This window comes from Streptomyces sp. NPDC101132 (genome assembly GCF_044759225.1).
GTDB lineage: Bacteria > Actinomycetota > Actinomycetes > Streptomycetales > Streptomycetaceae > Streptomyces.
On record NZ_JBIVYX010000003.1, the window covers coordinates 371,248 to 393,080 of the forward strand.

General features: G+C 75.5%; 21 protein-coding genes. 12 read left to right on the top strand and 9 right to left on the bottom strand.

Annotated elements, in window-relative coordinates; translation table 11 throughout:
- Positions 1–249: 249 nt before the first annotated feature.
- Positions 250–882: a TIGR03085 family metal-binding protein gene (locus ACIQUR_RS09255; protein WP_403660765.1), complete on the bottom strand. Its 633-nt coding sequence runs from the start codon at positions 880–882 to the stop codon at positions 250–252.
- 112 nt (positions 883–994) lie between these two features.
- Here ACIQUR_RS09255 and hisI point away from each other — a divergent pair, with 112 nt between their 5' ends.
- From hisI to lgt, 11 genes are all read left to right on the top strand, one after another.
- On the top strand, positions 995–1,378 hold the full coding sequence (gene hisI / locus ACIQUR_RS09260; RefSeq protein ID WP_403660768.1) for a phosphoribosyl-AMP cyclohydrolase: 384 nt from the start codon (positions 995–997) through the stop codon (positions 1,376–1,378).
- A gap of 15 nt (positions 1,379–1,393) precedes the next feature.
- Entirely contained in the window at positions 1,394–2,881 is a 1,488-nt protein-coding gene (locus tag ACIQUR_RS09265; RefSeq protein WP_403660771.1) for an anthranilate synthase component I, read from the top strand.
- A 106-nt stretch (positions 2,882–2,987) separates the two neighbouring features.
- Positions 2,988–3,632, top strand: coding sequence for a TIGR02234 family membrane protein (locus ACIQUR_RS09270; RefSeq protein ID WP_403660774.1), 645 nt, complete (start codon positions 2,988–2,990; stop codon positions 3,630–3,632).
- A gap of 120 nt (positions 3,633–3,752) precedes the next feature.
- Positions 3,753–3,983 (top strand): HGxxPAAW family protein, encoded by a 231-nt coding sequence (locus ACIQUR_RS09275; RefSeq protein WP_403660777.1) that lies wholly within the window; start codon positions 3,753–3,755, stop codon positions 3,981–3,983.
- Positions 3,984–4,100: 117 nt separating this feature from the next.
- Complete coding sequence (locus ACIQUR_RS09280; RefSeq protein ID WP_403660780.1) at positions 4,101–4,607, top strand: DUF2752 domain-containing protein; 507 nt, start codon at positions 4,101–4,103, stop codon at positions 4,605–4,607.
- A gap of 139 nt (positions 4,608–4,746) precedes the next feature.
- Positions 4,747–5,556, top strand: coding sequence for an indole-3-glycerol phosphate synthase TrpC (gene trpC / locus ACIQUR_RS09285; protein WP_399939923.1), 810 nt, complete (start codon positions 4,747–4,749; stop codon positions 5,554–5,556).
- A gap of 10 nt (positions 5,557–5,566) precedes the next feature.
- Positions 5,567–5,803: a tryptophan biosynthesis modulator TrpM gene (gene trpM, locus ACIQUR_RS09290; RefSeq protein WP_399939925.1), complete on the top strand. Its 237-nt coding sequence runs from the start codon at positions 5,567–5,569 to the stop codon at positions 5,801–5,803.
- A 465-nt stretch (positions 5,804–6,268) separates the two neighbouring features.
- Positions 6,269–7,519, top strand: coding sequence for a tryptophan synthase subunit beta (gene trpB / locus ACIQUR_RS09295; protein WP_403660785.1), 1,251 nt, complete (start codon positions 6,269–6,271; stop codon positions 7,517–7,519).
- Positions 7,516–8,343 carry a tryptophan synthase subunit alpha gene (gene trpA, locus ACIQUR_RS09300; protein WP_403660788.1) on the top strand — a complete coding sequence of 276 codons (828 nt, stop codon included), beginning with the start codon at positions 7,516–7,518 and terminating at the stop codon, positions 8,341–8,343. The genes trpB and trpA overlap by 4 nt, the downstream gene beginning before the upstream one ends.
- Positions 8,344–8,445: 102 nt before the next feature.
- Complete coding sequence (locus ACIQUR_RS09305) at positions 8,446–9,225, top strand: DsbA family protein (protein WP_403660791.1); 780 nt, start codon at positions 8,446–8,448, stop codon at positions 9,223–9,225.
- Between the two features lie 99 nt (positions 9,226–9,324).
- Positions 9,325–10,452 carry a prolipoprotein diacylglyceryl transferase gene (gene lgt, locus ACIQUR_RS09310; RefSeq protein ID WP_403660794.1) on the top strand — a complete coding sequence of 376 codons (1,128 nt, stop codon included), beginning with the start codon at positions 9,325–9,327 and terminating at the stop codon, positions 10,450–10,452.
- A gap of 79 nt (positions 10,453–10,531) precedes the next feature.
- Here the strand turns inward: lgt and ACIQUR_RS09315 are convergent, their stop codons facing one another.
- The 8 genes from ACIQUR_RS09315 to ACIQUR_RS09350 form a co-directional block, all read right to left on the bottom strand.
- Complete coding sequence (locus tag ACIQUR_RS09315; RefSeq protein ID WP_403660797.1) at positions 10,532–10,810, bottom strand: hypothetical protein; 279 nt, start codon at positions 10,808–10,810, stop codon at positions 10,532–10,534.
- Between the two features lie 50 nt (positions 10,811–10,860).
- Positions 10,861–11,679, bottom strand: a complete 819-nt coding sequence (locus tag ACIQUR_RS09320; protein ID WP_403660800.1) for an HpcH/HpaI aldolase/citrate lyase family protein — start codon at positions 11,677–11,679, stop codon at positions 10,861–10,863.
- Positions 11,676–12,950, bottom strand: a complete 1,275-nt coding sequence (locus ACIQUR_RS09325) for a CaiB/BaiF CoA transferase family protein (RefSeq protein ID WP_403660803.1) — start codon at positions 12,948–12,950, stop codon at positions 11,676–11,678. The genes ACIQUR_RS09320 and ACIQUR_RS09325 overlap by 4 nt, the downstream gene beginning before the upstream one ends.
- 47 nt (positions 12,951–12,997) lie before the next feature.
- Positions 12,998–13,873 (bottom strand): ribokinase, encoded by an 876-nt coding sequence (locus ACIQUR_RS09330; RefSeq protein WP_403661436.1) that lies wholly within the window; start codon positions 13,871–13,873, stop codon positions 12,998–13,000.
- Positions 13,874–13,923: 50 nt separating this feature from the next.
- On the bottom strand, positions 13,924–15,384 hold the full coding sequence (locus tag ACIQUR_RS09335) for an ADP-ribosylglycohydrolase family protein (protein ID WP_403661439.1): 1,461 nt from the start codon (positions 15,382–15,384) through the stop codon (positions 13,924–13,926).
- Between the two features lie 674 nt (positions 15,385–16,058).
- Positions 16,059–17,204, bottom strand: a complete 1,146-nt coding sequence (locus ACIQUR_RS09340; RefSeq protein ID WP_403660806.1) for an ADP-ribosylglycohydrolase family protein — start codon at positions 17,202–17,204, stop codon at positions 16,059–16,061.
- 8 nt (positions 17,205–17,212) lie between these two features.
- Positions 17,213–19,333: an ADP-ribosylglycohydrolase family protein gene (locus ACIQUR_RS09345; protein WP_403660809.1), complete on the bottom strand. Its 2,121-nt coding sequence runs from the start codon at positions 19,331–19,333 to the stop codon at positions 17,213–17,215.
- On the bottom strand, positions 19,315–20,301 hold the full coding sequence (locus ACIQUR_RS09350; protein WP_403660812.1) for an ADP-ribosylglycohydrolase family protein: 987 nt from the start codon (positions 20,299–20,301) through the stop codon (positions 19,315–19,317). The genes ACIQUR_RS09345 and ACIQUR_RS09350 overlap by 19 nt, the downstream gene beginning before the upstream one ends.
- A 294-nt stretch (positions 20,302–20,595) precedes the next feature.
- On the opposite strand from ACIQUR_RS09350, the gene ACIQUR_RS09355 reads away from it, so the two are divergent.
- A complete protein-coding gene (locus ACIQUR_RS09355) occupies positions 20,596–21,327 on the top strand; it encodes a VIT1/CCC1 transporter family protein (RefSeq protein ID WP_403660815.1) in 732 nt (243 codons plus the stop codon).
- Positions 21,328–21,833 lie beyond the last annotated feature (506 nt).

Consider the following 21,833-nt stretch of genomic DNA (forward strand, 5'->3'; position numbering starts at 1 on the left):
CCCGTGGTGTGTGGGTCCCCTCGGTGCTTGACCCGTCGTGGCCTGCAGGCCCTGCGGCAGGCCCACCCCTGGGGCTTTGGGGCTTCGCCCTGGCCTTCGGCCACCCCAGGCCCGGGCCTGCCTCCGGACCAGCCTGCCACGACGCCTCAAGCACCTCCCCCACACACCACGGGCCGGCTCCCAGCAGCTGCGAGGAGGGGGGCGGTTCGGGGAGGCGGTGGGCGGGCGGTGGCTGCGTGTTGGCCCGGATCAGATCCCGAGCTTTGCCGTGGTCAGCTGGGCCACCGCGGTCTTCTCGCCGTCCAGCTCGATGCGGGCCGCGTCCTGGCGGCCGAAGCAGAACAGCGTCAGCTCGCCCGGCTCGCCGGTCACCGTCACCACCGGCGTGCCCTTGTGCGCCACCGCCGTCCGGCCGTCCGGCCGCCGCAGCACCAGGCCCACGGGCGACTTCCGGCCGGTCAGCCGGGCCAGCTTCTCCAGCCTGGCCCACAGCGAGTCCGCGAACACCGGGTCCAGCTCCCGCGGGCTCCAGTCCGGCTGCGCCCGCCGCACGTCCTCCGCGTGCACGTAGAACTCGACCGCGTTCGCCGCCTCGTCGATCTGCTTCAGCGCGTACACCGACATCTTCGGCGGACCCGTCCTGATCAGCCGGATCAGCTCCTCGTACGGCTTGGCCGTGTACTCCGCCATCGCCTGGTCCAGCCGCGCCTTGAGCACGTTCAGCAGCAGACCGCCCGCCGCGTCGGGACGCCGCTCCCGCACGACCACGTGCGCGGCCAGCTCCCGCGTCCGCCAGCCCTCGCACAGGGTCGGGGCGTCCGGCCCCGCCTGCTCCAACAGATCGGCCAGCAGCAGTCGTTCACGCTTCGCATGGGTAGACATGCGGCCAGCCTACGGCCAAAGCCTCACCGGGGGCCCGCGGCGCGGCACTCCCGGCTGCCCAGCAAGCGGACAGTATGGAAGTCGGCGAGGTCGCAGGCGGCACAATGGCCCCATGAGCGCAACCCCCCGGTCCAGCAGCCTCGACCCGGCCATCGCCGCCCGCCTGAAGCGGTCCCCCGACGGCCTGGTCCCCGCCATCGCCCAGCAGTACGACACCGGAGAGGTGCTCATGCTCGGCTGGATGGACGACGAGGCCCTGCACCGCACCCTCACCACCGGCCGCTGCACCTACTGGTCCCGCAGCCGCAACGAGTACTGGGTCAAGGGCGACACCTCCGGCCACTTCCAGCACGTGAAGTCCGTCGCGCTGGACTGCGACGCCGACACCGTCCTGGTGAAGGTCGACCAGGTCGGCGCCGCCTGCCACACCGGTGCCCGCACCTGTTTCGACGCCGACGTGCTGCCGCTGGCCGAGTCCGGCACCCCCGCCGAGTAGATAGGGTCAGCCGCCATGGATCTTGAGACGTTCCGCAAGCTGGCGGGCGACCGCCGTGTCCTGCCCGTCACCCGCAAGCTGCTCGTCGACGGCGACACCCCCGTCGCGCTCTACCGCAAGCTCGCGGCCGAGCGCACCGGCACCTTCCTCCTGGAGTCCGCCGAGAACGGCCGCTCCTGGTCCCGGTACTCCTTCATCGGCGTCCGCAGCTCCGCGACCCTCACCGCCCGCGACGGCCAGGCCCACTGGACCGGCACCGCCCCCGTCGGCGTCCCCACCTCGGGCGACCCGCTGGAAGCCCTGCGCAAGACCATCGAGACCCTGCACACCCCCCGCGACCTCGCGCAGGGGCTGCCGCCCTTCACCGGCGGCATGGTCGGATACCTCGGGTACGACATCGTCCGGCGCCTGGAGCGCATCGGCGACCACGGGCAGGACGACCTCCGGCTGCCCGAGCTCACCATGCTGCTCACCTCCGACCTCGCGGTCCTCGACCACTGGGACGGCACGGTCCTGCTGATCGCCAACGCGATCAACCACAACGACCTCGACACCGGCGTCGACGAGGCCTACGCCGACGCCGTCGCCCGCCTCGACGCGATGGAGGCGGACCTCGCCCGCCCCGCCCCGTACACCCCGGCCGCCCTCCCGGAGTCCCAGCTGCCGCCCTTCGACGCCCTGTGGGGCGGCGAGGCCTACCAGGACGCCGTCGAGGACATCAAGGAGCGCATCCGGGCCGGCGAGGCCTTCCAGGTGGTGCCCTCCCAGCGGTTCGAGACCCCCTGCCACGCCTCCGCGCTCGACGTCTACCGCGTGCTGCGGGCCACGAACCCGTCCCCGTACATGTACCTCTTCCGGTTCGACGGCTTCGACGTCGTCGGCTCCAGCCCTGAGGCGCTGGTCAAGGTCGAGGACGGGCAGGCGATGGTGCACCCCATCGCCGGCACCCGGCACCGCGGCGCCACCCCGCAGGAGGACCAGGCCCTCGCCGAGGAACTGCTCGCCGACCCCAAGGAGCGCGCCGAGCACCTGATGCTCGTCGACCTCGGCCGCAACGACCTGGGACGGGTCTGCGAGCCGGGCTCCGTCGAGGTGGTCGACTTCATGTCGATCGAGCGCTACTCGCACGTGATGCACATCGTCTCGACCGTCACCGGCCGGGTCGCCGCCGGCCGGACCGCGTTCGACGTGCTCACCGCCTGCTTCCCGGCCGGGACCCTCTCCGGGGCGCCCAAGCCCCGCGCCATGCAGATCATCGAGGAGCTGGAGCCCAGCCGCCGCGGGCTGTACGGCGGCTGCGTCGGCTACCTCGACTTCGCCGGCGACTCCGACACCGCCATCGCCATCCGCACCGCCCTGCTGCGCGACGGCACCGCGTACGTCCAGGCGGGCGCCGGCGTGGTGGCCGACTCGAACCCGGTCGCCGAGGACACCGAGTGCCGCAACAAGGCCGCCGCCGTGCTGCGCGCGGTCGGCGCCGCCAACCGCCTCTACCTGGAGTAGGGCGCCGTCGGCGGCCCCCGCCGGCCACCGGCGGAGCCGCGCCGGTGGCAAAGCGTGCCGTACGTCTCAAGAGCCGGTAGGGATGCTCCGGGGGCGGTAGGGGATAGTGGAGTACGTGAGTGCCGTACCCCACCCCCGAACCGCCCCCCGCAGTGCCGTCCCGGCCGGCCGCCGCAGCGTCGCCGTGGCCCTGCTGCTCGGCGCGCTCGGCGCGACCGTCGTCCTCCTCGCCTCCGGCAGGACCTGGGCGCGTGGCACCGCCGCCATCGGAGGAGGAACGCTTCCTCTGACGGCGGACGGCCGCGCGGTCACCGGCGTCCCCGCGGCCCTCGCCATCGTCGGCCTCGCCGCCCTCGTCGCCGTGTTCGCGGTACGGGGCGCCGGCCGGCTCCTGGTGGCGGGCCTCCTCGCGCTGTCCGGCGCCGGTGCCGCCGTCGCGGCCGTGCTCGGTGCCTCCGACCGAGCCGCGCTGGACGACCAGGCCGCCCGTACCACCGCCGACACCGCGGCCACCGTCGCCGGGCTGACCCACACCGCCTGGCCCTGGGTCACGGCGGCGGGCGCCGCCCTCATCCTCGTCGCCGGGCTGCTGGCCCTGCGGTACGGGAAGAGCTGGCCCGCCATGTCCGGCCGGTACGAGCGCGACGGCTCGCCCCGGCCCCGCCGGGCCCCGGCCGCGGTGGACCCGGACCGGCCCGAGGACCTCTGGAAGGCCCTGGACCGCGGCGAGGACCCCACCGGCGGGAACTGACCCCCGGGTCAACCCCCTGATCCACCCGGCCACCCCGGCGCAAGGCCGCCCGGGCTGTGCGGGACAATGACATCCGAGCGTTCGACTCAGCACGTTCGACAGAGCAACGAGGAGCAACTCATGGCGGGCAGCAGCCACGGACACACCCCGGCCGCCTGGACCGGTGTCACCATCGCCTTCATCGGTTTCTGCATCGCGGGAGCCTTCATGGTGCTGGCCAACCCGGTCGGGTTCTGGGCCGGCATGGCCGTCGTCGCGCTCGGCGGTGTCGTCGGCATGGCGATGAAGGCCGCGGGCATGGGCATGAAGAAGCCCGCCGCCTCCCTCGCGCAGGCCCGCTCCCAGGTCTGAGCGGGTCCGGGGCGCCGCCCGTCCGGGCGGCCCGCCCCCGGACACTCCGGCATTCCCCTCCTGAAGGCGCGGCCCCCACGGGCTGCGCCTTCCGGCGTGAGGGGCGAGAATCACCGGGTGGACGCCTCTCACACCCCGCCCGTGCCCCCCGCCGACGCCGCGGCCCCGGCCCCGCCCGCCGGCCGGCACGGTCCGTGGGGGGACGCCGGGTCCGGCGTCCGGGTCTCCCGCGCCCGCCGGCTGGCGGTACCCCTGGTCACCCTCGCGGGGGTCGTCGGCGCCTTCGCGTACGTCGGCTCCGTCGACCCGAACGAACCCGGCCACTACCCGGTCTGCCCGCTGCTGCGGCTCACCGGCGTGCTGTGCCCCGGATGCGGCGGACTGCGCAGCGCCCACGCGTTCGCTCACGGCGATCTGGTGACCGCATTCGGGGCGAACGCCCTCGCCGTGCTCGGCTACCTCGCCTTCGCGGCCTTCACAGCCGTGTGGCTGGTTCGCGCCGGTCAGGGCCGGCCGGCCCCGCGAATCGCCCTGAAACCGGCCTGGTGGTGGCTGCTGGGCGCCGCCGCACTGGCCTTCTCGGTTGTCCGGAACCTGCCCGTCGGATCCGCGCTCGCCCCATGAACCCTTGCTTCCGGATGTCCAGGTGGTGGGACTGGCCGGACGGCGTGCGGAGGTGTGGCCCACGGCGGGCTAGCATGGCATTGCTGACCTTGAACGGTCCGACCATCGATCGTCACCGACCCGGAAGGGGGCCGCTCGCGTGAGTGTGCTCGACGAGATCATCGAAGGGGTCCGCGAAGACCTTGCCGAACGGCAGGCCCGCGTGAGCCTCGACGAGCTCAAGGAGCGTGCCGCCAAGGCGCCCCAGGCCAAGGACGGCGTCGCGGCCCTGCGGGGCGAGGGCGTCAAGGTGATCTGCGAGGTCAAGCGGTCCAGCCCGTCCAAGGGCGCGCTGGCCGCGATCGCCGACCCGGCGGGTCTGGCGGCCGACTACGAGGCGGGCGGCGCGGCCGTCATCTCCGTGCTCACCGAGCAGCGGCGCTTCGGTGGCTCCCTGGCCGACCTGGAGGCCGTCCGCGCCCGCGTGGACATCCCGATCCTCCGCAAGGACTTCATCGTCACCGCGTACCAGCTGTGGGAGGCCCGCGCGTACGGCGCCGACCTGGCCCTGCTGATCGTCGCGGCGCTGGAGCAGGAGGCCCTCGTCTCCCTCATCGAGCGTGCCGAGTCCATCGGGCTCACCCCGCTCGTCGAGGTCCACGACGAGGAGGAGGTCGAGCGGGCGGTGGCCGCCGGCGCCAAGATCATCGGCGTCAACGCGCGCAACCTCAAGACCCTGGAGGTCGACCGCTCCACCTTCGAGCGCGTCGTGCCCGAGATCCCCGCCGGCATCGTCAAGGTGGCCGAGTCGGGCATCCGCGGCCCCCACGACCTCATCGCGTACGCCAACGAGGGCGCCGACGCCGTGCTGGTGGGCGAGTCCCTCGTCACCGGCCGCGACCCCCGCGCCGCCGTCGCCGACCTCGTCGCCGCCGGCGCGCACCCCGCCCTGCGGCACGGCCGGAGCTGACGGCCCCGCCATGACCACCGCCCGCCGCGCCCCGCGCCCGCGCCCCAGCCGTCTCGGCTCGGGGCTGGCCGGGCTGCGCGCGGAGGGCGTGGCGCGTGACCCGCACGCGCCGCTGGCCCGCGGCTGCAAGCCGCGCGGCTGCCGGGCGCCGGCCCGCCGGGTACTCGGCCGCCGGGTCCGCTACATCCTCGGCTCGGAGCCCGGGCAGGTCAACGGCATGCGATGGCGTGCCGGCGCCGCGCTGTAGCCACAGAGGAAGGCACCGGGCACCGTCCCACGGCCCCTGCCGGGCCGGCCGACGCCGTTCCCCGCCGCCGGTACCGCCCACCCCGTGGGCGTCCCGCCGGCCGGTCGGACGGTCCGCCGCCGCGGCTCCGACAGGCGTACGGCCGCCGCCACGGCGGTCGCACGCGCCCACCCGGGACCGCACGGCACGGCCGCGCCCGGCACGCCGGAACACCGGCGTGCCGGAAGGCGTCCGCCACCCGGTGCGTGCCCGAGGGCCCGTACCGGCGTCCCGGAGCCCGGCGGTCCGTGCGTACGGTCCGTACCGGCGTCCCGGAACGGGCGTACCCGTCCCACGGGCCGGGACCGGCGGAGACCCCGCCACCCGGACGGCCCCGGGCCACCGCCCGCTTCCTCGCGGCACCGCCGCCCCGCGGCGCACGGCGCATACGGTGACAGACACCCGTCGCTCCCGAGAGGTACTGGCATGTCCAGCGAGTTCTTCATCCCCGACCACCAGGGGCAGGTCCCCAACTCCGAGGGCTACTTCGGAGACTTCGGCGGCAAGTTCATCCCCGAGGCCCTGGTCGCCGCCGTCGACGAGGTCGCGGTCGAGTACGAGAAGGCCAAGAACGACCCGGCCTTCGCCGCCGAACTCAACGACCTGATGGTCAACTACACCGGCCGCCCGAGCGCCCTCACCGAGGTGCCCCGGTTCGCCGAGCACGCGGGCGGCGCCCGCATCTTCCTCAAGCGCGAGGACCTCAACCACACCGGCTCGCACAAGATCAACAACGTGCTGGGCCAGGCCCTCCTCACCAAGCGCATGGGCAAGACCCGCGTCATCGCGGAGACCGGCGCCGGCCAGCACGGCGTCGCCACCGCCACCGCCTGCGCCCTCTTCGGCCTCGAATGCGTCATCTACATGGGCGAGATCGACACCCAGCGCCAGGCGCTGAACGTCGCCCGCATGCGCATGCTCGGCGCCGAGGTCATCGCCGTGAAGTCCGGCTCGCGCACCCTCAAGGACGCCATCAACGAGGCCTTCCGCGACTGGGTCGCCAACGTCGACCGCACCCACTACCTCTTCGGCACGGTCGCCGGCCCGCACCCCTTCCCCGCCATGGTCCGCGACTTCCACCGGGTCATCGGCGTCGAGGCCCGCCGCCAGATCCTGGAGCGCGCCGGACGCCTGCCCGACGCCGTCGCGGCCTGCGTCGGCGGCGGCTCCAACGCCATCGGCCTGTTCCACGCCTTCGTCCCCGACGCGGACGTCCGGCTGGTCGGCTTCGAGCCCGCCGGCCACGGCGTCGAGACCGGCGAGCACGCGGCCACCCTCACCGCCGGCGAGCCCGGCATCCTGCACGGCTCCCGCTCGTACGTGCTCCAGGACGAGGAGGGCCAGATCACCGAGCCCTACTCGATCTCCGCCGGCCTGGACTACCCCGGCATCGGCCCCGAGCACGCCTACCTCAAGGACATCGGCCGCGGCGAGTACCGCGCCGTCACCGACGACGCCGCCATGCAGGCCCTGCGCCTGCTGTCGCGCACCGAGGGCATCATCCCGGCCATCGAGAGCGCGCACGCCCTCGCCGGAGCCCTGGAGCTGGGCAGGGAGCTGGGCAGGGACGGCCTGATCGTGGTCAACCTGTCCGGCCGCGGTGACAAGGACATGGACACGGCCGCCCGCTACTTCGGCCTGTACGACGACGCGAACGCCGAGGGGGAGACCAAGTGAGCGCCACCGACAAGACCGGGCGTATCGACCTGCTGGGCGACACGCTCGCCAAGGCCAAGTCCGAGAACCGGGCCGCCCTCATCGCCTACCTCCCGGCCGGCTTCCCGACCGTGGACGGCGGCATCGAGGCGGTCAAGGCCGCGATCGCCGGCGGCGCGGACGTCGTCGAGGTCGGCCTGCCCCACTCCGACCCGGTCCTCGACGGCCCGGTCATCCAGACCGCCGACGACATCGCGCTGCGCGGCGGTGTCAAGATCGCCGACGTGTTCCGGACGGTCAAGGAGGCGCACGACGCCACCGGGGCGCCCGTCCTGGTCATGACGTACTGGAACCCCATCGACCGCTACGGCGTGGAGCGCTTCACCGCCGAGCTCGCCGCCGCGGGCGGCGCCGGCTGCATCCTGCCGGACCTGCCGGTCCAGGAGTCCGCCCTGTGGCGCGAGCACGCCGAGAAGCACGGTCTCGCCACCGTCTTCGTCGTCGCGCCGAGCAGCAAGGACGAGCGCCTCGCCACCATCACCGCCGCCGGCACCGGCTTCGTGTACGCCGCCTCGCTGATGGGCGTCACCGGCACCCGCGAGTCCGTCGGCGCCGAGGCCCAGGACCTGGTGCGCCGTACCCGCGCGACCACGGACACCCCGGTCTGCGTCGGCCTGGGCGTCTCCAACGCCGCGCAGGCCAAGGAGGTCGCGGCCTTCGCGGACGGCGTGATCGTCGGCTCCGCCTTCGTGCAGCGGCTGCTTGACGCCCCGGACCTCGCCGCGGGCCTGGCGTCGGTGCGCGCGCTGGCGGGCGAGCTGGCCGAGGGCGTACGCCGGGGCTAGCGCGCGGCGCGGACCCGGCGCCCCGCGGGGTGCTGTAGTCCGTACGGGTGGAATCCGGACCGGGGAGGCACGCGAGTGCCTCCCCGGTTCGTTTCGCTGGGCGTGAGCGAGAACTCGGAAGCGAAACGATCTGCCAGGGAGCGGCTGGCGCAGGAGCGCGAGCGGCAGAAGGCGAAGGACAAGCGCAGGCGCACCCTCGTCGTGGCCGGCGCGGTCCTCGGCGTGCTCGGCCTGGCGGCGGTGGTCGGCGTGATCGCCGCCAACGCGGGCAAGGACGGCGGCAAGGACACCGCGGGGCCGGTGGTCGCCCCCTCGGGCGCCGTCGGCAAGGACGCCCTGGCCATCCAGACCGGCAAGGACGGCGCCAAGTCCACCCTCGTGGTGTGGGAGGACTTCCGCTGCCCCGCGTGCAAGTCCTTCGAGGACAACTACCGCGCGACCATCCACGAGCTGGAGGCCAAGGGCCAGCTCAAGGTCGAGTACCACCTGGTGACGCTGATCGACTCCAACATGGGGGGCAGCGGTTCGCTCAAGGCGGCCAACGCGGCCGCGTGCGCGCAGGACGCGGGCAAGTTCTCCCCGTACCACGACGTGCTCTTCGTGAACCAGCCGCCCGAGCCGGACGACGCGTACGGCAAGGACGAGAAGCTGCTGGAGCTGGCGGCGAAGGTGCCGGGGCTGGACACGCCGGAGTTCCGGCAGTGCGTGGCGGACGGCTCCCACAACAGCTGGGTGAACAAGTCGTACGACGCCTTCAAGGCGGGGAACTTCCGCGGCACCCCGACCGTGCAGCTGAACGGCAAGGACATCTTCGCCGACCAGTCCAACCCGCTGACCCCGCAGAAGCTCAAGCAAGCGGTCGAGGCGGCGGCCCAGGGCTGATCCCGCCCGGTTTGGGCGGCGAGTGTGTGACGGTTTTGCGTCTGACCCTGCCGGGCGGTTGCCTTGGGTACCGCCCGGCAAGGTAGCGTCGGACCTGCCATGACTCTTGCCTTCATCCCCAGCCCGTCGACCGGCGTGATCCATCTCGGACCGGTCCCGCTGCGCGGCTACGCGTTCTGCATCATCCTCGGCGTCTTCGTCGCCGTCTGGCTCGGCAACAAGCGCTGGATCGCGCGCGGCGGCAAGCCGGGCACGGTCGCGGACATCGCCGTCTGGGCCGTGCCGTTCGGCCTCGTCGGCGGCCGTCTGTACCACGTGATCACCGACTACCAGCTGTACTTCGGCGAGGGTGAGAACTGGGTCGACGCCTTCAAGATCTGGGAGGGCGGTCTCGGCATCTGGGGCGCCATCGCGCTCGGCGCGGTCGGTGCCTGGATCGGCTGCCGCCGCCGCGGCATCCCGCTGCCGGCCTGGGCGGACGCCCTGGCGCCCGGCATCGCGCTGGCGCAGGCCATCGGCCGCTGGGGCAACTGGTTCAACCAGGAGCTGTACGGCCGGGCCACCGACCTGCCCTGGGCGCTGGAGATCAGCGAGGGCCCCAACCGGGTCGCGGGCACCTACCACCCGACCTTCCTGTACGAGTCGCTGTGGTGCGTCGGCGTCGCGCTGCTGGTGATCTGGGCCGACCGGCGCTTCACGCTGGGCCACGGCCGGGCCTTCGCCCTGTACGTCGCCGCCTACTGCGCGGGCCGCGGCTGGATCGAGTACATGCGCGTCGACGAGGCGCACCACGTGCTGGGCCTGCGCCTGAACGTGTGGACCGCGATCGTCGTGGGCCTGCTGGCCGTCGTCTACCTCGTGGTCTCGGCGCGGCTGCGTCCGGGGCGCGAGGAGGTCGTGGAGCCGGAGGTCCGGCCGGGCAGGGGACGCAAGGACGCGGCTGCCGCTGGTGCGGCCGGGGCCGAGGGCGGTGCGGCCGGTGACGGTGCCGGCGAGGACGGCGACGGCGAGGACGCGGCCGGCGCCGCCGACGACGGGACCGCCGCGGAGGCCGCCCCGGACGGCGACGCCACCGACCCGTCCCCGAAGGCGGACGCCGAGGGCGACGGTCCGGCGGACACCCCGGAGGACCCGGCGGCCGGTGCCGGTGCCGGTGACGAGTCCGACGCTGCGGACGACGGGAAGACCCCGGCCGGGGCGACCGTCCCCGACACCAAGAAGCTCTGAGCCCTCCCGGCTCACCCCGCAGGCCCGCCCCCGTGGCGGGCCTGCGGCGTTTCCGCGGACGGCTGCTTCCGCCTCAGGGTCAGCCGGCCGGGGTCCCAGGGGGGCCGGCGGCGTCCGGGACGAAGACGCTCAGGGCGTAGGTCGTGGGGTGTTCCAGGCGGCCGCAGAACATGTCGAACCGGAGCAGGGCGGGGTCGGCGAGCTCGGGGCGCTCCTCGGCCAGCCGGGCCGCGTACTCCCGGCACTCGGCGGCGGTGGGGGCGTGGAACACCCGCTCCCAGTGGCCCCCGGCGAGGACCGCCTCCGCCCGCCGGAGCTCCCGCTCCCGGGACCGTTTCCGCTTGCGCTGTCCAGGCATCCGCCCAGCGTGCCACCCGGCCCGGGTACCGGGCACCCGAATATGGACGGTCAGCCCGGGGTACGGTCCGCCAGGGCCAGGACGCGGCGGGCGCCCGCCACCACCGCCGGGTCCACGAAGCGGCCGTCCGGGAGGGCGGTCGCCCCGGGGGCGGAGTCCGCGGCGCCGACCACGGCGCGGGCCGCGTCGACCTCCTCCGGGGTCGGCAGGTAGGCCCGTACGATCACCGGCAGCTGGCGCGGGTGGATCGCCGCACGTCCCAGGAAGCCCAGCGCGCGCCCCCGCGCACAGGACGCGGCCAGCCCGTCCAGGTCCCGCACGTCCGGGTACACCGACTGCGCCGGCGGGGGCAGGCCGGCCGCCCGGGAGGCCACGACCACCCGGGACCGCGGCCAGTCCAGGCCCTCCTCCGCCGTGACGTTCAGATCGGCCCGCAGGTCCGCCTCGCCCAGCGCCAGCCCGCGCAGGGCCGGGTGGGCGCGGGCGATCGCGTACGCCTGCTCGACCCCCAGCGCCGACTCCAGCAGGGCGTACATCGCCGTGCCCCCGGTGCGCTCCGCCACCGCGGTGACCTGGGCCGGGTCGGTGATCTTGGGGAGGCGGAGCGCGGACAGCCCCCGGGCCTGCGCCAGCGCGCGCAGGTCCGCGTCGAACCAGGGGGAGCCGAGGGCGTTCACCCGGACGTGCAGGGGGACGGGCGGGCGGTCGCCGAGCAGGTCGGCGGTCGCGTCGCGGGCGTACCGCTTGCGGTCGGGGGCCACCGCGTCCTCCAGGTCCACGATCACCACGTCCGCCCCGCAGACCAGCGCCTTGCCGACCACCTCGGGCCGGTCGCCGGGTACGTAGAGCCAGGTCAGCGGGAGGGTCACAGCGCCCCCGCGGCCCGCAGCCGGGCGATCTCCGCCGCCGGCAGGCCGAGGCCGGCCAGCACCTCGTCGGTGTCGGCGCCGTGCGGGCGGCCGGCCCAGCGGATGCCGCCGGGGGTCTCCGAGAGCCGGAACAGCACGTTCTGCATCCGGATCGGGCCGAGTTCCGGGTCCTCGACCTCGGTGACGGTGTCGAGGGCGGCGTACTGGGGGTCGGCCATCACGTCCCGTACGTCGTACACGGGCGCCACCGCCGCCTGGGCCTCCTCGAAGGCGGCGACCACCTCGTCCGCCTTGTGGCGGGAGATCCAGCCGCCCACCGCCTCGTCGAGCTCGTCGGCGTGCCGGGCCCGGCCGGTGCCGGTGGCGAACCAGGGCTGGGCGATCAGGTCGGGGCGGCCCACCAGGCGCATCACGCGCTCGGCGATGGACTGGGCCGAGGTGGAGACTGCGAGCCAGCGGCCGTCGGCGGTGCGGTAGGTGTTGCGCGGCGCGTTGTTCGTGGAGCGGTTGCCGGTGCGGGGCTGGACGTAGCCGAGCTGGTCGTACCAGAGCGGGTGCGGGCCGAGGACGGTGAGGATCGGCTCGATGATCGCCAGGTCGACCACCTGGCCGCGCCCGGTGCCGGCCCGGGCGGCGAGGGCGGTCATGACGGCGTACGCGGTGGTCAGCGCGGCGATGGAGTCCGCGAGCCCGAAGGGCGGCAGGGTGGGCGGGCCGTCCGGCTCGCCCGTGATGGCGGCGAAGCCGCTCATCGCCTCGGCGAGGGTGCCGAAGCCGGGGCGGTGGGCGTACGGGCCCGTCTGGCCGAAGCCGGTGACGCGGGCCAGCACGAGGCGGGGGTTGGCGGCGCTCAGCTCCGGCCAGCCCAGGCCCCACTTCTCCAGGGTGCCGGGGCGGAAGTTTTCGATCAGGACGTCGGAGGAGGCGGCGAGGCGGAGCAGCACCTCGCGTCCGCCGGGGGTGGAGAGGTCGAGGGTCATGGTGCGCTTGTTGCGGCCCAGCAGCTTCCACCAGAGGCCGATGCCGTCCTTGGCGGGGCCGTGGCCGCGGGAGGGGTCGGGGCGGGTGGGGTGCTCGATCTTGACGACCTCGGCGCCGAAGTCGCCGAGGAGGGTGGCCGCGAGGGGGCCGGCGAAGAGGGTCGCCAGGTCGAGGACGCGGAGACCGGCGAGGGGGCCGGTGCCGGGGGAGGGCGAGGTGGAGGTGGAGGTGGAGGGGGAGGGAGGGGGAGAGGCGGCCGGGGTGGCGGGGTGAGCGGTGCTCTCGGTCATGAGTGGTGCTCCGGGGCGTGAGCGGCGGTTGCGGTGGTGCGCGGTGATCAGGTGTGCGGGGGGTGCTCTTCGGCGAGAGCGGTGATCTCGGGGCGGTGGGGCATCGAGGCGGAGGCGCCGGGCCGCTGCACCGAGAGGGCCGCCGCCGCCGAGGCCCAGCCGAGGGCCTCCCGTACCGGCCGCCCCTCGCCCAGGGCCACCGCCAGCGCGCCGACGAAGGTGTCGCCGGCCGCCGTGGTGTCCACGGCCCGCACCCGCGGCGCGGGCACCGTGTACGGTTCCGCGCCCCGCGCCGCGTACAGGCAGCCGGCCGCCCCCAGGGTGACCACCACCTCCGGCACGTCGTGCAGCAGCGCCTCCGCCGCCTGCCGTGGGTCGGTGAGTCCGGTGAGGGCCGCCGCCTCGTGCTCGTTCGGCACCAACAGGTCGGTGGCGGCCAGGAGTTCGGGCGGCAGCGGCTGGGCGGGGGCCGGCGTGAGCACGGTACGGACGCCGTGCGCCCGGGCGGCCCGGGCGCCCGCCACCACCCCGGACAGGGGCAGCTCCAGCTGGAGCAGCAGGGCGCCGGCGCCCGCGATCCGGGCCTCGTCACCCGGCTCCAGTCCGGTGACCGTGCCGTTGGCGCCGGGGACCACGACGATGGCGTTGCCGCCCTCGTCGTCCACCGTGATGTGCGCCGTGCCGCTGGCGCCCTCGACCGTGCGCAGCCCCGCGGTGTCGATGCCGGCCTCGGCCAGGGTGGCCCGCAGCCGTACGCCGAACCCGTCGGCGCCGACCGCCCCGACCATGGTCACGGCGCCGCCGGCCCGCGCCGCGGCCACGGCCTGGTTGGCGCCCTTGCCGCCGGGCACGGTGCGGAACTCGCGGCCGGTCACCGTCTCCCCGAGGCGGGGGGCCTTGGCGACGTAGGCGACCAGGTCCATGTTCGTACTGCCGAGCACGGCGATGCGGGGGCGCTGCGGGGAGGTGGGGTTCACGGGCGGGTCGCCTCCTGGGCGGTGAGGGCGGCGAGGGCGTCGAACCCGATGCCGTCGAAACCGGTGACGCTGGTCGCGAGCCGGTTCTTCAAGGGTGCGGTCCAGTGGCCGGGGATGCGGTCGGGGGCGCCGGCCAGCAGTCCGGCCAGCGAACCGGCGGTGGCGCCGGTCGAGTCGGTGTCCCAGCCGCCGGACACCGCACGGCAGACGGCACCGGAGAACTCGCCGTCGGAGTGGGTGAGGGCGGCGGCCAGCAGCGCGGTGTTCGGAATGGCGTGCACCCAGTGGTAGTGCCCGAACCGGCGGTGCAGTACGTCCACCACCTCGTCGAACGCGTCGTGCCGCGCCGCGGTGTCGATGCCGAGGCGGACGGCCCCGGCGAGCCGCGAGCGCGGCGGCACGTGCGCGAGCCCGGTGCGGAGCGCGGTGTGCACGTCCGCGGTGCCGGAGGCCGCCTCGGCGAGCGCGGCGGCGGCGAACACCGCCGCGTAGACGCCGTTCGCGGTGTGCGTGAGGCAGGCGTCCCGGTACGCCTGCGAGGCGGCGCGGGCCGGGTCGCCGGGGTTGGTCCAGCCGTGCACGTCGGCGCGGATGAGGGCGCCGATCCACTCGCGGAACGGGTTGTGGCGGGTGGCGGTGAGCGGCGGTTCGACGCCGAGGAGGAGGTTGCGGTACGCGACGCGCTCGGCGGTGAAGGCCCGGCCGGCGGGCAGCTCGTCGAGCCAGACGCGGGCCACGTCGGCGGTGCGGAAGTCCTTGCCGTGGCGCTGGAGGAGCAGCAGGTTGAGGAGCGGGTAGTTGAGGTCGTCGTCCTCGGGCATCCCGTCGATGTTCTCGGCGAGGGAGGTGCCGGCGGACCGGCGGTTCCACGGGTGCGCGGCCAGCAGCTCGCGGGGCACGCCGACGGCGGTGAACCAGCCGCGCAGCGGCCAGTTGCCGGCGGCGCGGGCGAGGGCGCGGATGCCGTCGAGCGGCAGCTTCTCGACGGGCTTCCCGAGCAGGCACCCGACGGCCCGCCCCAACCATGCGGCCTCCAGCCGCGCTTGCAGCGGGGGCCGCCCGGCGGGCGGTGCCCCGGCGGGAGGGGTGCCGCGGAGAGTTCCTCCGGCACGGGTTGCCCCGGCCGCCGCCGGCTCGGCCGCCCCGGGGGGCTCGTGCGGGTCGCGGGGGTGGTCGTACGGCCTCGGTGCCCGGAGCCCGTGCCGTTCGGCCGTGGGTGGTCCGGCCGCTGGTGCGGGGGCCCGGGTGCCGGACGCCGGCCCGGGCGGCGCAGGAGCGGAGGACTCGGGGGCGGTGTTCCGGGCGCCGGATGCCGGCGCGGCCGCCTGGCAGGCGGAGGCCCCGGGCGGCGCGGCGTGGTGCCGGTACTCGGCGGATGCGGCCCAGGGAGGCGCCGAGGGGCGGGCCGGTACTCCGGGAGCCGCGGAGCCGTGGTCGGGGGCGGGCCAGTCCCACACCGCCGGTTCGTGCGCGGCGAGCGGCGAGGGGAGGGCGGCCAGCTCGTCCAGCAGCCGGACGGCGAGGTCCCTCAGGTGCGCCGGGGCCGGTACGGGTGAGGCCCCGGCCCGCTCCGGCGCCAGGTGCCCGCCCGCCGCGAGCCACGCCGCCCGCACCGCTCCCGCGTCCCGTCCGTCCTCCTCCGCCAGCCGCAGCTCGTGCCCGACCAGGTCCTCGGGCTGCGCCCACGTCAGCCGCAGCAGCGCCCCGCCCTCCGGGCCGCCCCCGGGGCCGGTGGACCGTACGGGCGCGGCGGGAGCCGCCCCGCCGGAGCGACGGGCGGTGCCCGCCCCGCCGTGGTCCGGGGTGGTCCGTGCCGGAGCGGCGGGTCGGTCCTCGCGGGCGGGCCCGCGCCCGGTTGCGGCCGGACCCGTTCCGGCCGCCGTCGGTGCCGGGTGGTCGGCCAGGGCCGCCCGCGGCACCGCGGTGCGTGGCGGCGCGGCCAGGCCGCTCCCGGTGCCCGGGCCCTGCGTGGTGGCTGAGGCCGCGGCACGCCGCACCGGCGGGTCCGCCGGCGCCGGGTCGTTCGGTGCCCGGGACGGGCCGGACGGCGTGGCCGTGGGGGGCGCGGTGGGCCCGGCGGCCGGTGGGGGCGGGGCGGGCCGGGACGCGGGGGGCGGCGGGGTGGGGGCGGTCACGCGGGGGCCGTCAGGGTCGCGAAGGCGGACTCGTGCGCGCGGCGGCGGGCACGGTCGCGGGCGAAGACCTCCCGCGTCACGGCCGCCATCACCGCCGCCGGCCCGTGCAGGTCCAGCCGGCTGGCCTCGGCCACCCGCTTCGCCCACACCTCCGGCACCCCCGCCTCCCCGTGCAGCGCCCCCGCCAGCGCACCGGCCATCGTCGCGATCGAGTCGCAGTCCCGGCCGTAGTTGACCGCCCCCAGCACCGCCGGCTCGTACGCGCCGCCCGCCACCATCAGCATCCCCAGCGCCACCGGCAGCTCCTCGATCGCGTGCAGCCGCGAGGGCCGCCGCGCCGCGAGGGAGGGGGAGCGGTAGTCGGGGCCCACCGAGTCGTACGGCGCCACGGCCGCCCGCAGCGGAGCGAGCGCGGACTCGAAGTCCCGGTACCGGACCGCGACGTCGGTCACCGCCTCGATCGCGGCCCGGGTGCCGTCCTTGGCGAGGCCGAGGGCGGCGCCGACCACCGAGTCCACCGTCGCGCCCGGCACGAACGCCGCCGCGACGGCCGCCGCGAACACCCCGGCCGCCTCCCGCCCGTACGAGGACTGGTGCGCGCCCGCGATGTCCAGCGCCTCCGCGTACGCGCCGGCCGGGTTCCCGGCGTTGACCACGCCGACCGGCGCCATGTACATCGCCGCACCGCAGTTGACGATGTTCCCGCTGCCGGCCTCCCGCGGGTCCACGTGCCCGTAGTGCAGCCGCGCGACCAGCCACTTCTCCGCGAGGAAGATCCGCTGGAGCGGCAGGGCCTCGGCCTCCAGCTCCGGGATCCAGCGCGGCGTCGAGACCAGGTCCGGGACGAGGTGGTCGGCGACCGCGTACGCGTCGAGGTGGTCGCGCACCGTCGCGTAGACCCGTACCAGCGCGTGGGTCATCAGGGTGTCGTCGGTGACGTGTCCGTCGCCCTTGTGGTACGGCGCGATGGGGCGGGCGGTACGCCAGTCCTCGTACCAGGGGCCGACGATGCCGTGGATCCGGCCGCCGTGCCGTTCGCTGATCTGCTCGGGGGTCCAGCCCTCCACCGGGCCGCCGAGCGCGTCGCCGACGGCGGCCCCGACGAGACACCCCGCTGCTCGGTCTTCCAAAGTGAGCGTCATGTCCCGAATCATCCCTTGGGTGAGGTCAGTTCCGTGCGACTGAGCAGCCCGGCGAGTTCCACCAGGTCGGTGCCGGCGAGCCGGGGCAGGGCGCAGCCGGACAGCGTCCGGCAGGCCTCCCGCCAGGGCCCCGGCAGGCTCGCGCCGCCGCCGAGCGCGCCGGTCAGGGCGCCCGCGAGGGCGGGGGCGGAGTCGGCCACGCGGGAGAGGCAGGCGGCGGCCGGCACCGCCTCCGTCACCCGGCCGCGGGCGGCGGTCGCGAGGGCGAGGGCCACGGGCACGGTCTCGGCCGCGGCGATGCCGTAGCTGTAGACGTGGTCGACGATCTCGTGTTCCAGCGTCGGGACCAGCCCGAACGCCCCGCTGCCGGCCTCGGCGGTACGAGCCAGCTTGACGGCGTGACGGGCGTTGCGGCCGATCTCGGTGGCCTCGGGGAGCTGCGCGAGCGCGGCGTCGACGGCCGCGTCCACGTCCTCGCCCGCGAGGGCGGCGGCGATGGCGGCGGCCATCGCGCGGGCGCCGTGCACGCCGTCGCCGTCCTGGGTGTAGCGGGCGTCGAACTCGGCGAGGTCCGCGGCCGCTTCGGGGTCACCGGGGTGGACGACGGCCAGCACGACGGCCCGTACGCAGGCCGCGTCGTCGAAGTAGTGCGGGTTGTCGTGACCGGTGGCGGGGGGCCGCAGACCGGTGGCGAGGTTGCCGAGGCCGGCCCGTACGGAGATCCGCGCGCGCAGCGGGAGCACGGCGGACTCCACCTCGGGGGCGCGCTCCGCCGCGGCGGCGACCTCGGAGGCGAGGGCGTTCCAGGCGAGGTCGATGGCGGCGCGCATCCGGCGCGACCTGCTGAGGTCGCTGAGCAGCACGCCGGCCGCGGTGAGCACCGACTCGGCGGCGAACGCGGCCCATTCGGCGTCGTCGGACGGGCCGAGGCGGAGCGGTTCGGGGGGCTGGTTGAGGGCGATGGGGACGGGGAGGGTGGTGGTGGCGTTCTGCTCGGCGAAGGTGTCGAGTTCGCGGGTGAGGCGGCGGGTCCACTCGGGCATCCGGCTCGCCCGGTGCCGCGCGGCGGGCCACCCGGCGGCATCCCCGGCGGCGAGCCCGAGCAACAGCCCCTCGATCCGCCGCCCGGCCCGGCCGGACACGTCGCCGGGGGCGGGTACGGGTCCCGTACCGGCCGCCGCGGTCCGGCCGGGGGTTCCGGCCGAACGACCGGTCCGGGCCGTCGCGGCCTCCGAGCGGGTGGGGACGTGGACGCGGGTGCCGGTCCGGGCCGTGCCGGGCTCCGTCGGGGCGGGCGCTTCGGTGCGGGTGCCGGTGACGGTGCCGTCGTCGGTCGCGGTGAGGGTCCCGCCGCCGGTGGCTTCGGGGCGCGTGGCCGTGTCCTTCCCGGCATCCGTGTGGCCCCGGGCCGTGCCTGGGCCGGCATCCGTGTGGCTCCGGGCCGTGTCCGTGTCCGTCCAGGCGGCTCGGCCGCCCCGGGGCGGAGCGTCCGGACCGGTACCGGCCGCGGCCGCCGTGCCCGTGCCCGTGCCCGTGCCGGAGGCTGCGCCGCCGGTGAGAGCGGTGTCCGCGCCCGTACCGGCCGCGGCCGCCGGGCCCGCGTCCGCCCGTACCTGGAACCCCTGCCCCGCGCTGACTCCGGATCCGGTCGCCGCGCCACCCCGGGCCGGGCCGGAGATGCCCCGCCCCGCGCTCGGGCCCGTCCCGCCGGCGGGGGTGTCCGGGAGCGGCGGTTCCGTCTGGAACCGGCTCGCCGTCCGGGCGGAGGCGGGCTCGGTACCGCCGGTGCGGGTGTGGCCGCATTCGCGGAGACCGGGCCGGTCGCCCGCCCGGGGGCGCGGGCCGGCGTCGGCCTCCGCTTCGGGGTCCGCCCCGGGCGGGTTGCCTGAGGGGCGCACGTGCCGCTGCCCGGCGCCGCACTCCGGGCCGCCGTCGGTGGCGCGTACCGTCTTGCCGGGCCGGTCGCTCCGCCCCGGCCGCTGGGCGTCGGTCCTCCGGCCGCCGGCCGGCTCGTCGGCCGCGCGGGGCGGCGTACCCGGGGCCGGGTCGTCGCCCGGCAGGACGGGGGCGGGGGCGTGGGGGCCCTGGGGGTCGGGGGAGTACGGCGGGGTCATCGGGGCGGCTCGCATTCGGGGGTGAGGAGGTCCGCGATGTCCAGGACGTGGTAGCCCCGCATCGAGGGGAGGCAACTGCCGCGTACGGGGCCGATGGCCGACGACCAGGCCTCCGGGATGGCTCCGACGCCCGACAGGGCACCCGCGAGCGCGCCCGCCACCGCGGCCGTGGTGTCGGCGTCCCGGCCCATGTTCACGGCGGTCAGCACGGACCCCGTGAAGTCCCCCGAGGCCGCGGCGAAGGCCCCGAACGCCAGCCCCACCGCCTCCGGTGCCAGGTCCGTCCAGGGGTAGCCGCCGATCACCACGGCCGACCGCACCGCCCGCTCCCCGCGCGGCGCGGCCGTCACGGCCCGGCGCAGCGAGCGGGCCGTCCAGGAGTCGGACGGGATCACCGACAGCGCGGCCGACACGATCGAGCCCGGGCTGCCCCCGGCCATCGCCGCCGCGACCCCCGCGGCCACCGCCTGGCCGCCGTAGATGCCCTCCCCGTCGTGGCTGACGGTGCCGTCGATGGCGACCAGCCGGGCCGCCTCGGCGGGCCGGCCCGCCGCGAACACCCCGAAGGGGGCCGCCCGCATCGCCAGCCCGTCCGACCACGCGTGCCGGTGCTGCGCGGAGATCGGCGCGGCCAGCCCCCTGCGGAGGTTCTCCAGGGTGCCCCGCTCCGAGAAGCCCGCGCCCCGGAACGGCCCCTCGTCCAGGTCCGCGATCCAGTGGTGCCAGGCGCGTTCGACGTGCGAGACGGTCAGCGCGGACCCGTGCCGGGCGAGCAACAGCCCCGAGAAGATGGCGTACTCGGTGTCGTCCGTGCCCGCCGGGTCGTCCGAGACGAAGCCCTCGATCCGGCCCCAACGCGCCCGGATCTCCGACGGTTTCATGTTCTCCGCGGGGGCGCCGAGCGCGTCGCCGACCGCCAGGCCCATCAGAGCGCCCCTGGCCCGTTCCAGGAGGACCTGCGGATTGCATGCAATCTGCGTCATGGCGCGCCTCTCCACTTGGTGGGGCACGGTGATGTGCCCTTGGGGGATTTGTGCCATGCCGGGGGGTTCGCCGAGCGTCGCGAAACACCACCGTCACCCGGTCGCCGAGCCCCTGCCCGAAGGCGGGCAGAGGCCCAAAACCCCTGGTAAGTACGGCCTTCCTTGCTGGCGGGCGACAAAAATCGTGCGTAGTTTCGAGGGCGTTCAGGGGAAGCGGAGCGCCTACGGGCCTTCGCTTGTACGTCATGCACGCATGCTCGGCACGCGTGCCGCGCACGAGGGGATTCAGGCGATATGTCCATCATCGACATCGAGGCACCGCTCCACACGGCCCACCGCGACAACCACACGCACCGCGATGTGAACGGCGGCTGGCTGCGTCCCGCGGTCTTCGGCGCGATGGACGGCCTGGTCTCCAACCTCGCCCTGATGACGGGTGTGGCCGGCGGCGCGGTCGCCCCGGGGACCATCGTCATCACCGGCCTGGCCGGCCTCGCCGCGGGCGCGTTCTCGATGGCCGCCGGAGAGTACACCTCGGTCGCCTCGCAGCGTGAGCTCGTCCAGGCGGAACTCGACGTCGAGCGGCGCGAGTTGCGCAAGAACCCCATCGACGAGATGGAGGAGCTGGCCGCGCTGTACGTCTCGCGCGGCGTCGAGCCCGCCCTCGCCCGCGAGGTCGCGATGCAGCTCTCCAAGGACCCGGAGCAGGCGCTGGAGATCCACGCCCGCGAGGAACTGGGCATCGACCCGGGCGACCTGCCCTCGCCGCTGGTCGCCGCGGTGTCGTCCTTCGGCTCGTTCGCGCTGGGCGCGCTGATCCCCGTACTGCCCTACCTGCTCGGCGCGACCGCGCTGTGGCCCGCGGTGCTGTTGGCGCTGCTCGGCCTGTTCGTCTGCGGTGCCGTCGTCTCCCGGGTCACCGCCCGCTCGTGGTGGTACAGCGGCCTGCGCCAGCTGGTGCTGGGCGGCGCGGCGGCCGGCGTCACCTTCCTGCTCGGCTCCTGGATCGGCGGCGCGGTCGGCTAGCCGGGCCCGCCCCGCCTGCCTCCCGCCGCTCCCGTGCCGCGTGGTGCCCCCGCTGGGCGCGCCGCGCGGCGCTCTCACGGGGAAAATCAGGGCAAAGCCTCCGTACCGCTGTGGCCGACTGCGGGAAACGGAGGCACAGTGTGACGCACGCCCCGCCCGGGCGGCCCCGGCCGCTCTAGGCTCCCCGGCACGGAAGTGAGACACTATGCGGTACGCAACATAAGTAGTCTCTCGTGTTTGTTTATCGGCGGTTTCATCGGTGTGACCGCCGGGCATGAGACGAAGGCGCGCGGGCAAGGGTGCCCGCCTCGCGTCCCCAGGACCTCGTCGCCGGGCCGTTGAACCCTCAATCCGTCCGCGGAGGTCCCTCCTTTCTGCCTCGCGCAGTGTCCGCATGCTGGAATGCGATATCCGGTTCGCGGGATTGCAGTCATCATGTAACCTGCACGAAATTTCGCAGAGGGCCAACGTCGTCCCTCGGCACGTTCCAATGCCACGACGACGAC